The 11,663-nt window shown below is 67.8% G+C and carries 12 protein-coding genes; 3 read left to right on the top strand and 9 right to left on the bottom strand.

From position 1 onward, the window contains the following. Positions 1 to 12: 12 nt before the first annotated feature. Positions 13 to 447 carry a cell wall synthesis protein CwsA gene (cwsA, locus tag A5701_RS17445; RefSeq protein WP_067756260.1) on the bottom strand — a complete coding sequence of 145 codons (435 nt, stop codon included), beginning with the start codon at positions 445 to 447 and terminating at the stop codon, positions 13 to 15. 164 nt (positions 448 to 611) lie between these two features. Between cwsA and A5701_RS17440 the strand changes: the two genes are divergently transcribed. Beyond that, positions 612 to 1,160, top strand: a complete 549-nt coding sequence (locus A5701_RS17440; RefSeq protein ID WP_067756256.1) for a peptidylprolyl isomerase — start codon at positions 612 to 614, stop codon at positions 1,158 to 1,160. A 21-nt stretch (positions 1,161 to 1,181) separates the two neighbouring features. Here A5701_RS17440 and A5701_RS17435 read toward each other — a convergent pair whose 3' ends face one another. Next, complete coding sequence (locus A5701_RS17435) at positions 1,182 to 1,607, bottom strand: PH domain-containing protein (protein WP_067756360.1); 426 nt, start codon at positions 1,605 to 1,607, stop codon at positions 1,182 to 1,184. A 155-nt stretch (positions 1,608 to 1,762) separates the two neighbouring features. Continuing rightward, complete coding sequence (gene crgA, locus A5701_RS17430) at positions 1,763 to 2,044, bottom strand: cell division protein CrgA (protein ID WP_067756253.1); 282 nt, start codon at positions 2,042 to 2,044, stop codon at positions 1,763 to 1,765. Positions 2,045 to 2,162: 118 nt separating this feature from the next. Between crgA and A5701_RS17425 the strand changes: the two genes are divergently transcribed. Both A5701_RS17425 and A5701_RS17420 read left to right on the top strand, forming a co-directional pair. Beyond that, positions 2,163 to 2,906, top strand: coding sequence for a DUF881 domain-containing protein (locus tag A5701_RS17425; protein WP_067756250.1), 744 nt, complete (start codon positions 2,163 to 2,165; stop codon positions 2,904 to 2,906). Between the two features lie 26 nt (positions 2,907 to 2,932). After that, complete coding sequence (locus tag A5701_RS17420) at positions 2,933 to 3,619, top strand: aminodeoxychorismate/anthranilate synthase component II (RefSeq protein ID WP_067756248.1); 687 nt, start codon at positions 2,933 to 2,935, stop codon at positions 3,617 to 3,619. Here A5701_RS17420 and pknB read toward each other — a convergent pair. Genes pknB through A5701_RS17390 form a run of 6 tightly spaced genes read right to left on the bottom strand, consistent with a single transcriptional unit; the run spans position 3,597 to position 11,643 of the window. Further along, positions 3,597 to 5,471, bottom strand: a complete 1,875-nt coding sequence (pknB, locus tag A5701_RS17415) for a Stk1 family PASTA domain-containing Ser/Thr kinase (RefSeq protein WP_067756246.1) — start codon at positions 5,469 to 5,471, stop codon at positions 3,597 to 3,599. The two genes, A5701_RS17420 and pknB, sit on opposite strands and share 23 nt — an antisense overlap. Next, the gene (locus A5701_RS17410; protein ID WP_067756244.1) at positions 5,468 to 6,796 is read right to left on the bottom strand and encodes a serine/threonine-protein kinase; all 1,329 of its coding nucleotides are present in this window, start codon (positions 6,794 to 6,796) and stop codon (positions 5,468 to 5,470) included. The genes pknB and A5701_RS17410 overlap by 4 nt, the downstream gene beginning before the upstream one ends. Then, a complete protein-coding gene (gene pbpA, locus A5701_RS17405) occupies positions 6,793 to 8,271 on the bottom strand; it encodes a D,D-transpeptidase PbpA (RefSeq protein ID WP_067756242.1) in 1,479 nt (492 codons plus the stop codon). Before pbpA ends, A5701_RS17410 begins: the two co-directional genes overlap by 4 nt. Further along, positions 8,268 to 9,677 (bottom strand): FtsW/RodA/SpoVE family cell cycle protein, encoded by a 1,410-nt coding sequence (locus tag A5701_RS17400; RefSeq protein ID WP_067756239.1) that lies wholly within the window; start codon positions 9,675 to 9,677, stop codon positions 8,268 to 8,270. The genes pbpA and A5701_RS17400 overlap by 4 nt, the downstream gene beginning before the upstream one ends. Then, the gene (locus A5701_RS17395) at positions 9,674 to 11,179 is read right to left on the bottom strand and encodes a protein phosphatase 2C domain-containing protein (RefSeq protein ID WP_067756236.1); all 1,506 of its coding nucleotides are present in this window, start codon (positions 11,177 to 11,179) and stop codon (positions 9,674 to 9,676) included. The genes A5701_RS17400 and A5701_RS17395 overlap by 4 nt, the downstream gene beginning before the upstream one ends. Beyond that, positions 11,176 to 11,643, bottom strand: coding sequence for an FHA domain-containing protein (locus A5701_RS17390; RefSeq protein WP_046183038.1), 468 nt, complete (start codon positions 11,641 to 11,643; stop codon positions 11,176 to 11,178). The genes A5701_RS17395 and A5701_RS17390 overlap by 4 nt, the downstream gene beginning before the upstream one ends. Positions 11,644 to 11,663 lie beyond the last annotated feature (20 nt).

Raw genomic sequence — 11,663 nt, 5'->3', positions numbered from 1 at the left:
GGCCGACCGCCGTCAGGGGCGCGGCTGCACGTCGACGCTGGGCGGGCGGGACTGCGGCTCTTGGGGCTTGGCGCGAACCGAGCGCCGCACCAGGCTGAACGCGACTGCGCCGCCGGCGAGGACCACAACGGCCGCTCCCGCGAACACCAACGGGCGCCTGGCCCGATGCTGTGCGCGCCGCGCGTCCTGCAGCGCCTGAGGCAGGTTCGAAACGACCTCCTGCGCGGCGGCCAGCTCCTGCGCAAGGGTTTCCTGGGCAGCGGCGAGTTCCTTGGCGAGGCGCCCCTCTTGATATTTGCGACGAATCTGCGCCGCGGTCGACTGCGCTGACTGGGCGCTCAGGCCGACGATCCCCCGGGTGACGTCCACCGGGCCCAGCGTCGAGTAGGTCAGCCCGCGAGCGAGTCGCTCGCGCGGGGTCAGCCGGGATTCCGCCTTCGCGCTCATCTGCCGCCTTTCTGCGCCGCCGGGCAAGCCCGTCGCGGGACCGGCTCGTGGGTACTCGAACAGACTGCCAGCATAGGGATGCCGGCGGAACTGTTCTGCGCGCGCCGCCTTTTCGGTCGTCGCCCGGCTCGGGGTGACACCGGGTGCGGGCATCCCGGCGCGGAGTGGCAGACTCTCATGCCGTGACCAACAGCCCCTTTCAGACCGCTACCGCCACGCTGCACACCAACCGCGGCGACATCAAAGTCGCTCTGTTCGGAAACCACGCACCCAAGACCGTCGCCAACTTCGTTGGCCTGGCCCAGGGCACCAAGGAGTACTCGACCCAGAACGCCTCGGGTGGCTCCTCCGGTCCGTTCTACGATGGCGCGGTCTTTCACCGGGTGATTCAGGGCTTCATGATCCAGGGCGGCGACCCGACCGGAACGGGTCGCGGCGGCCCGGGCTACAAGTTCGCCGACGAGTTCCACCCCGAACTGCAATTCGACAAGCCGTACCTGCTGGCGATGGCGAACGCGGGTCCGGGCACCAACGGCTCCCAGTTCTTCATCACGGTCGGCAAGACCCCGCACCTGAACCGCCGGCACACCATCTTCGGCGAAGTCACCGACCCGGAGTCGCAGCGGGTTGTCGAGGCGATCTCGACGACGTCCACCGACAGTAACGACCGCCCCACCGAGCCGGTCGTCATCGAGTCGATCACGATCTCCTAAGCCCGGCCCTTCCCGGTCCGCTCAACGCGGGTTTCGGCCCGCGTAACCGGCGGCCGTCAGCGCGTCGAGCACCTCGAGCGGGTCCGTCCCGAGGTCCCACCGAGAGAAGAGCACCAGGCTGTCGTCGGCCGTCTCGACCTCGAGCAGCCGCACCTTGCGTGCGTAGCGGCGGAACTCGGTGATCCGGATGATCTTGATGTCGGACGGCCGTAATAACTGCGTCCGGAACCATCCCCGGAGCGCCAAGCCGTCGGCGGTAATTGCCAGCTTGGGCCGCGCGCGCCACGTCGCGCCCGCAAACAAGATCAGACCCACCGCGGCAATCCCCGTCAGAATGCGCCCCGGCGCGTCTGTGACCACGGTCACAGACGCGATAGCCATCAGCAGCCCGGCAAGGCCACAACCAGCAATTCCGGGGACACGCGGCTCCCATTGTGTTTGCTGCATGCGCCGCTCAGGCCCTCCCACCACGGCCTATGGAGTTATCCACAGACGCTATCAACAGTGGGGATAAATCACACGCGTGTGATTGGGTGGCGGCAATGTTGCTGGCGCAGTAACGAGGCAACCCAAAAATGAATTCATTCGGCCGCTGGTCGTGCTCAGTGCCAGCGCATCGTCAGCAACAAACCGGTGATCATGAAAGCGAACGCGATGGCGTAGTTCCACGGCCCCAGTTGTGCCATCCAGTTGAGCGCGGCGGGCGCCTGACTCCCGACGGCCGCCAGCTGGAAGACCATCAGCCAGACCAATCCGATCAGCATGAGACCGACGAACAAGGCGACGAACCACACGCTCGACGGCCCGACCTTCACCTTCACCGGCGTGCGGCTGACCGCGCTGACGGTGAAGTCATTCTTCTTGCGGACCTTGGACTTGGGCATGATTACCTCAACAAGACGGTGAGCGGGACGGGGTGCAACGATAACGACCGCAGCTGCACGCACAGCTTGGCTACGAGACTAACCCACCTGGCACGGCGACCAGGAAATTGGAGAGCAGATGAGCGACGGAGGCCGGTCACCCTGGCGCTTCGGCGTCCCGGTGGTGTGCCTGCTGGCCGGATTGCTCCTGGCTGCCACGCACGGGGTGTCCGGCGGCGCCGAGATCCGCCGCAGCGACGCGCCCCGGTTGGTCGACCTGGTCCGGGAGGCCCAGGCCTCGGTGAATCACCTGAACGCCCAGCGCGACGAGCTGGCCGGCAAGATCGACGCCGCGCACGGCCGGTCCTCGGATCGGGCGTTGGCGGCAATGCTGCGCCGCTCGGCCGAGCTGGCCGCCGAGGCGGGGATGAACCCGGTGCACGGCCCGGGGCTGACCGTCACCCTGGAGGACGCGCCGCGCGACGCCAACGGCCGCTTCCCGCGGGATGCGTCCCCCGACGACCTGGTGGTGCATCAGCAGGACATCGAGGCGGTGCTCAACGCCTTGTGGAGCGCCGGCGCCGAGGCGATCCAGATGCAGGACCAGCGCATCATCGCCACCTCGGTGCCCCGCTGCGTCGGCAACACGCTGCTGCTCAACGGCCGGACCTACAGCCCGCCCTACACGATCACCGCGATCGGCAACGCGGCCACCATGCAGGCCGCCCTGGCCGCCGCTCCCCTGGTCACCCTGTACCGCCAGTACGTGGTCCGATTCGGGCTGGGCTACCGCGAAGAGGTCAAACCGGACGTGCAGATCGTCGGCCACACCGAGCCCGATCGGCTGCATTTCGCGCAGCCCATGGGAACCATCGGCTACTGATTTCGGCCGGACGGTAACCTGGCACGGTGCGGATCCTGGTCGTCGACAACTACGACAGCTTCGTGTTCAACCTGGTGCAGTACCTCGGCCAGCTGGGCGTCGAGGCCGAGGTGTGGCGCAACGACGACGCCAGACTCTCCGACGAGGCCGCCATCGCCCAGCGGTTCGACGGTGTGCTGCTCAGCCCCGGCCCGGGCACCCCGGAACGCGCGGGTGCGTCCATCGGACTGGTGAACGCGTGCGCCGCGGAGCGCACCCCGCTACTCGGAGTCTGCCTCGGCCACCAAGCCATCGGCGTCGCCTTCGGCGCGACCGTGGACCGGGCCCCCGAACTGCTGCACGGCAAGACCAGCAGCGTCTTTCACACCAACGCCGGTGTGCTGCAAGGACTTCCAGATCCCTTCACGGCGACCCGCTACCACTCGCTGACCATACTTCCGGAGTCGCTTCCGCCGGTGCTGGAGGTGACGGCCCGTACCCGCGGCGGCGTCATCATGGGTGTGCGCCACCGGGAGTTGCCGATCCACGGGGTCCAGTTCCATCCCGAGTCGATCCTGACCGAGGGCGGCCACCGCATGCTGGCCAACTGGCTGGCCTACTGCGGATGGGCCCGCAACGACACGCTGGTGCGCCGGCTCGAGAACGAGGTCCGGGCGGCGGTGCAGCCCTATCTCCCGGCCGATCCCGCGGCTACTGGCCGAACTTCAGCGTGATGATCCCGTCCCGGTTGCAGCCGGTGCCGGCCGGCGGGTTCTGATAGACCACCCGGTGCGACTGGGAGCCGCCCGCGTCGACGTCCGGGCCCTTGTCCAGCACGCCGGTCCAGCCCAGCGCCCGTAACCGCGGCTCGGCGTCCGTCCAGAACATGCCGCTCAGGTCGGGCATCACGAACTGGTTGCCCTTGGACACCTGCAGTTCGATCACCGAATCCACCGGAACCGTCTGACCTTTGGGCGGATTGGTGCCGATCACCTCGCCGGCGGGGCGGGTGCTGTCCACCTGTGCCTGGGTGACCTTGGTGAAGCCATAGACCGTGAGGTTCTTCTGTGCGACGTCGACGGTCTGACCGGCGACGTCCGGCACCTGCTTGGTCTCGGGGCCGGAGCCGACGATGACGGTGATCACGTTGGTGATCGCGGACGTCTGGTTGGCCGGCGGGTTGGTGCCGATCACCTTGCCCAGCAACTCGGGACTCGACGGAGAATTGGCCTGCTTGAATTTGCTGAATCCCGCGGCTTTGAGCTTGCTGACCGCGTCGGAGTAGCTCAGCGAGGAGACATCGGGCACCTCGCGCTGCTCGGGACCCGTCGAAACGTTGATCGTGATCTCGTCGCCGGCGCCGACCGACGCGTTCGCGCCGGGATCGGTGCTGATGACATGGTCGGGCGGGATCGTAGAGTCGGGCTTCTGCAAGGTACGCGTCTTGAAGCCGCGATTCTGCAGCGCGGCAATCGCGTCGGCGGACACTTGGCCCCGCATGTCGGGGACCTGGACATCGCGGGTGGTGCCGCCGAAGGTGTTGAAGGCGATGACGACGACGATCGTCAGCACCGCCAGCGCGGCGACCGCGACGATCCACCGGCCGACCCCCCCGCCGTCGCCGTCGTCGATGCGACGAAGGGGTTGCCGGGGCAGCGGATCGGTGCGCGGCCCGGGCTGGTTTGCGCCGGAGGCGATCAGGCCGCTGCGGTCGGCGTCGGTGAGCACCTTGGGCGCCTCGGGCGGTTCGCCGTTGTGCACCCGCACCAGGTCTGCGCGCATCTCGGCCGCGGTCTGGTAGCGGTTGTCCGGGTTCTTGGCCAACGCCTTGAGCACGACCGCGTCGAGGTCGGCAGAGATGCCCTCGTGCCGCTGCGACGGCGGAATCGGGTCCTCGCGCACGTGCTGGTACGCGACCGCGACGGGCGAGTCCCCGGTGAAAGGCGGTTCGCCGGTGAGGATTTCGTAGAGCACACAGCCCAGCGAGTAGACGTCGGACCGGGCATCGACGCTGTCGCCGCGGGCCTGTTCGGGCGAGAGGTACTGCGCCGTCCCGATCACCGCCGCGGTCTGGGTGACGCTGTTGCCGCTGTCCGCGATCGCCCGCGCGATGCCGAAGTCCATCACCTTGACCGCGTTGGTGTTGCTGATCATGATGTTGGCCGGCTTGACGTCGCGGTGGATGATGCCGTTCTGGTGGCTGAAGTTCAGCGCCTGGCACGCGTCGGCGATGATCTCGATCGCCCGGCGAGGGGGTAACGGCCCGTCGGTGTGCACGATGTCGCGCAGGGTGACGCCGTCGACGTACTCCATGACGATGTAGGGCAGCGGACCCGTCGGGGTCTCCGCCTCGCCGGTGTCGTACACCGCGACGATGGACGGGTGGTTGAGCGCGGCGGCGTTCTGGGCCTCGCGACGGAACCGGAGATAGAAGCTGGGATCGCGGGCCAGGTCGGCGCGCAGCACTTTGACCGCTACATCGCGGTGTAACCGGACGTCGCGGGCCAGGTGAACCTCGGACATACCCCCGAAGCCGAGGATTTCGCCCAGTTCATAGCGGTCAGACAGGTGCTGAGGGGTGGTCATCGTGGTATCTCGTGTCGGGCCGGTGACGCGCTGGGCGTCAGTGGTTCAACCCGCCCGTATTCGGCCGGCCCTCGTTGCAGTCCAGAATTACCTATCGTCCCGCGATCCGTCCAATTCAGCCGCAGCACGGGGCCGGACGCGGAACCGCTCGGGGTGTTGGTGGCCGGCGGCGCCGGCGGAGTCCCGGTGTCGGTGACCGTCGGCGGCGGCGGTGCCTGCTGGGTATCGGCGCGGGAATTGATGACGATGAGCACCGCGATGATGATCGCCAGCGCCCCCAGCACTCCGGCGGCCCACAACAACGCGCGCTGGCCCGACGAGAAGGTGCGCCGGGCCGGGGGTGGCCGATGGCCCCCGGTGGCGGGCCGGGATCGGCGCGGCGCCGCGGCCCGGGCGCTGGTCACGGCGGCCGCCCTGGTGGTCGGGCTCGACGGAATGGCCGCCGGCGACGCCCGCCCGGGCGGGGGCGACTGGCTGGGGCGCGGCGGCCGGCGGCCGGCCCGCACCGCCGCAACGGCATCGGCGAACGGCCCGCCGCTGCGGTAGCGCATGGCCGGGTTCTTGACCAGCGTGATCTCAATCAGTTCGCGCACGTTGGGCGGCAGCTCCGCGGGCAGCGGCGGCGGGGGCTCCTTGATGTGCTTCATCGCCACCGTCAGGGCACCGTCACCGGTGAACGGCCGCTTCCCCGAGACGACCTCGTAGCCGACGACTCCCAGCGAGTACACGTCGCTGGCGGGAGTCGCGTCATGACCCAGGGCCTGCTCGGGGGCGATGTACTGGGCGGTTCCCATCACCATCCCCGTCTGCGTGACGGGCGCGGCGTCGACGGCCTTGGCGATACCGAAGTCGGTGATCTTCACCTGGCCCGTCGGCGTGATCAGGATGTTTCCCGGCTTGACGTCGCGGTGCACCAGACCGGCCGCGTGCGCGACCTGCAGCGCACGACCGGTCTGTTCGAGCATGTCCAGCGCGTGCCGCAACGACAGCCGGCCGGTGCGCTTGAGCACCGAGTTCAGCGGCTCGCCGTTGACCAGCTCCATCACCAGGTAGGCGGTGCGGCCCTCCCCGTCCAGCTGGCTCTCGCCATAGTCGTGGACCTGGGCGATGCCGGGGTGGTTGAGCATCGCGGTGGTGCGCGCCTCGGCGCGGAACCGCTCGATGAATTCCGGATCCTGGGAGAACTCCTGCTTGAGCACCTTGACCGCCACGCGCCGGCCGAGCCGACTGTCCACCGCCTCCCACACTTGGCCCATGCCGCCGGTGGCGATCAGGCGCTGCAGGCGGTATCTGCCAGACAGCGTCACACCAACTCGCGGGCTCATGGTCCTCCCTGTAGCGCGGCTTGGATCACAGCCCGTCCGATCGGCGCGGCGAGTGCACCTCCCGTCGCGGACAGGCGGTCGCCGCCATTCTCCACCAACACTGCCACGGCGATTCTCGGCGTCTGCGCGGGCGCGAAGGCGATGTACCACGCGTGCGGCGGCGTATTACGCGGATCGGTGCCATGCTCTGCGGTACCAGTCTTCGATGCGATCTGCACGCCGGGAATGGCCCCTTTCTGCTGTGCGACCTTCTCGGCGCCGACCATCAGCTCTGTTAGCTTAGCGGCGACCTGGGGCGACACCGCGCGGCGCTGCTGATAGGGAACGGTGGTGCTGATGTTGGCCAGATCGGGCCCTTTGAGGCTGTCGATCAGGTAAGGCTGCAGCTGTACCCCGCCGTTCGCGATGGTCGCGGCGATCTCGGCGTTCTCCAGCGGTGTCAGCGCGACATCCTTCTGGCCGATGCTGGACATGCCCAGGGCGGCGGCGTCCGGGATGATTCCGACGGTCGATTCGGCGACCTGCAGCGGGATGACGCTCGGCGTGGAGTCCAGGCCGAACGCGCGCGCCATGCTGCGCAACGCGTCGGCGCCGGTGTGCATGCCGAGTTGCACGAAGGCGGTGTTGCACGACAGGGCGAACGCTTGCTTGAGCGACACCGTGGCCTCGCTGCCGCAGGGCTGGCCGCCATAGTTCTCCAACGTCGCGGTGCTGTCGGGCAGAGCGATTGACGGAGCGGCGGTGAGCTGTTCGGCGTCGGTCGCCCCGGCCTCAAGCGCCGCCGCGGTGGTGACGACTTTGAAAGTGGAACCGGGCGGATAGGTCTCCGAGATGGCGCGGTTGGTCAGCGGGTTGTCGGGGTCGTCGCGCAGCCGCTGCCATGCTTGCGCCTGCACTTGAGGATCGTGCGACGCGAGCAGGTTGGGGTCATACGACGGCGATGACACCATGGCCAGGATCTTGCCGGTGGACGGTTCGAGGGCGACCACGGCGCCCTTGCACGGCGGCCCGCCGCAGCCCTGCTGCATTGCGTCCCACCCCGCTTGCTGGACCCGCGGCCGGATTGTGGTGTCGACGTTGCCGCCCCGGGGGTCGCGGCCGGTGAAGAAATCGGCCAGGCGGCGGCCGAACAGCCGCTCGTCGGATCCGTTCAGCAGCGCATCCTCGGCGCGCTCCAAGCCGGTGCTCGAATAGCGCAGGGAGTAGAAGCCGGTGATCGGCGCGTACACCGACGGGTTGGGATACACCCGCAGGAAGCGGAACCGGCTGTCGGTGGCCACCGAGTAGGCCAGCAGTTGGCCGCCGGCGATGATCTGCCCGCGTTGGCGCGAGTACTCGTCCAGCAGCACGCGCTGATTGCGCGGGTCGGCGCGCAGCGAGTCGGCGGCGAACACCTGCGTCATGGTGGCGTTGAGCAGCAACAGAACGATCAACGCCATGACGGTGACCGAGATGCGGCGCAGAGAGGTGTTCATACCTTCTCGATCACCTCGGTCTTCGCCGCCGCGATCGGGGAATCCTTGCGGTCGCGTCCGCGCAGGGGGTGGCGGGCGCTGTTGGAGATGCGAGCCAGGATCGCCAGCAGTATGTAGTTCGCCAGGAGCGACGATCCGCCGTAGGACATCCACGGTGTGGTCAGGCCCGTCAGCGGGATGAGTTGGGTGACGCCGCCGACGACGATGAACAGCTGGATGGCCAGGGTGGAGGCCAGGCCCGCGGCCAGTAACTTGCCGAAGCTGTCTCGCGTCGCGATCGCGGTGCGCATGCCGCGGATGATGACGATGGTGTAGAGCATCAAGATGCTGGCGAGCCCGACGAGCCCGAGCTCTTCACCGAATGCGGCGATGATGAAGTCGGTCGACGCGGCCGGCACGGTGTCCGGCTGACCGTTGCCGAGCCCGGTGCCGAAGATTCCACCCGTGGCGAAGCTGAACAGCGACTGCACGATCTGGTAGCCGTTGCCGTCGGGGTCGGAAAACGGGTCCCACCACATCTGCACGCGGACCCGGACGTGGGCGAAGATGAAGTAGGCGATGACGCTGCCCACTGCGAACAGCACCAGGCCGATCAGCACCCAGCTGATCCGTTGCGTCGCAAGGTAAACCACCACCAGGAACGACGCGTAAAGCAACAACGAGGTGCCGAGGTCCTTCTCGAAGACCATCACACCGATCGAGGCCACCCAGGCGCCCAGCAGCGGCGCGAGGTCTCGCGGGCGCGGCAGGGTTAGACCCATGAAATGCTTTCCTACGCTGGTGAATAGCCCACGCTTGGCGATCAACACGGCGGAAAAGAAGATCAGCAACAGGATTTTGGAGAATTCGGCGGGCTGAATGGAAAAGCCGGGGAGGCGGATCCAGATCTTTGCGCCGTTCTGTTCGGACAGCGAAGCCGGCAGGAGCGCGGGAATCACCAACAGCACCAGGCCGGTGATGCCGCATATATAGCCGTAGCGAGCCAACTGTCGATGGTCTTTGAGAAACGTGACCACGAGCGCGAACGTGACCACGCCGACCACCGTCCACATCAACTGCTGGGTGGCGCTGGGATGATTGCGGCCGCTTGTCTGGCTGTTGACGAGGTCGAGCCGATGGATCATCACCAGCCCAAGTCCATTGAGCAGAGCCACAATTGGCAACAGCAGCGGATCCGTATATGGGGCGAACCGTCTGATGGCCAGGTGCGCGGAGCCGAACACGAGCAGGAATATCAGCCCGTAGCTGATGACGTTCCAGCGCAAGACACGGTCCTGGTTTGCCTCGACGATCAATAACGCCGCGACGGTGATCGCTGCGGCGAAGCACAGCAGCAGCAGCTCGGCGTTGCGACGGGTGGGCAGCGGAGGCGTGACCGCGACGGGCGGCTGGAGTTGGGTCGTCATGCCACCGTCCGGCAGTCGATGCCCGGTTGAAGTGGAGGCGCTGGAAGCGCGGTGACCGTCTGAGATGTGGTCGTGGGGCCCGCCTGCGACGGGGGCGCGGGGCCGCTTGTGACACTGGTAGGAGCTGGGGTGCTGGAGCCGGGAGGGGCGGTGGTCGGTGCTGGAGATGTCGCGACACTGGACTCGGGGGTGCCGCTCCCGGGGGCCGGCTGCCCCGGCGGTGACGTGGCGCGCGGGGACGGGCAGGTGGGCAGCAGGTATTCGGCGAGCAGTTGACGCAGCTGTGACTCGGCTTGATCCAGGCTGCCGCCCGGCAGTCCGGTCTGAACCTGGACCTGGCCGGGACGGCGCAAGTCCCGCAACGTCATCAGCTGACAGTTCGAGTGGTCGGATTGGCCGTAGCTGATCAGGGAGAGTTCGTTGCGCGCGGTCAGGCAGCCCACCAGATACGGCTGCTGCAGGGGCACGCCGAGCAAGGACCCTTGGATTCCGCGGACGATCGAAACTTTGCCGTCGTACTCGGTGACGTAATAGTTGCGCTGAATCACCCACCATCCGATGGCCAGTCCGGAAAGGGCGAACAGCACCGCCAGCGTCACCACGAAGAACATCCGCCGACGGGGCCACCGCGGCCGGCTCGGCGTTTCCGGTTGCGGCGCAACCCGTTTCGCTGCCTCTTCGCGCGGTCTGATCGCCGAGGCGCGGCCCGCGGAGGTGTTGGGCAACGTCATCTGGTCGTCGTCCCCGGAAACAGCTCCAGCCAGGATCGGCTGGGTCTGGCCGTAGTCGTAGTCGACGACGTCGGCCACCACCACGGTCACGTTGTCCGGCCCGCCGCCGCGCAGCGCCAACTCGATGAGGCGGTAGGCGGCTTCGGCGACGTCGGGAATCTGCAGCGCCTCGAGGATGGTCTCGTCGCTTACCGGGTCGCTGAGCCCGTCGGAGCAGAGCAGGTAGCGGTCACCGGCGCGCGCCTCGCGCATGGTCAACGTGGGCTCGACCTCGTGACCGGTCAGCGCGCGCATGATCAGCGACCGCTGCGGGTGGCTGTGCGCCTCTTCCCGGGTGATCCGCCCTTCGTCGACCAGGGTTTGGACGAACGTGTCGTCCTTGGTGATCTGCGTCAGTTCGCCGTCACGCAGCAGATAGCCGCGCGAGTCGCCGATGTGCACCAACCCGATTCGGTCGCCCGCGAACAATATTGCGGTGAGCGTGGTGCCCATCCCCTCGAGCTCGGGCTCGGCCTCCACTTGCGCCGCGATGGCCGCGTTGCCCGAGCGCACCGCGGCGTCGAGCTTGGCCAGCAGGTCGCCGCCGGGCTCATCGTCGTCGAGGTGGGCCAGTGCGGCGATCACCAACTGGGAGGCCACCTCGCCGGCAGCGTGACCGCCCATCCCGTCGGCCAGCGCGAGGAGCCGCGCGCCGGCGTATACGGAGTCTTCGTTGTTGGAGCGCACCAGGCCGCGGTCGCTGCGCGCGGCATATCGCAGGACCAGGGTCACGGGCGCAACTCGATCGCCGTTTTGCCGATCCGAATCGGCGTCCCTATCGGAACTCGTACCGCAGTCGTCACCTTTGCCCTGTCAAGGTAAGTGCCGTTGGTCGATCCTAGATCCTCGACGTACCATTCCGAACCGCGCTGCGATAGGCGGGCGTGCCGCGTCGAGGCGTAATCGTCGGTCAGCACGAGCGTCGAGTCGTCAGCTCTTCCGATCAACACCGGCTGCCCGCTGAGTGTGATGCGCGCCCCCGCCAACGCGCCCTCGGTGACCACCAGGTAGCGCGCCGCGTGCCTGCGTTGCCGCGAGGGCAGCAGGGTGCTGCGCAGCGCCAAGCCGCGGCGCACCATGACGGCCCCGGTGGGCGCGTAGATATCGGTCCGCAGAATTCGCAACACGGACCAGATGAATACCCATAACAACATTAGAAATCCGGCGCGCGTCAGCTGCAGTACGAGTCCCTGCATCTGGCGTCCTTTCCGTCCTG

Source organism: Mycobacterium sp. E3305, from assembly GCF_001666785.1.
Taxonomy (GTDB): Bacteria; Actinomycetota; Actinomycetes; order Mycobacteriales; family Mycobacteriaceae; genus Mycobacterium.
Note: the sequence above shows the minus strand (reverse complement) of the source record. Positions and strands in the feature narration are given on the sequence as shown.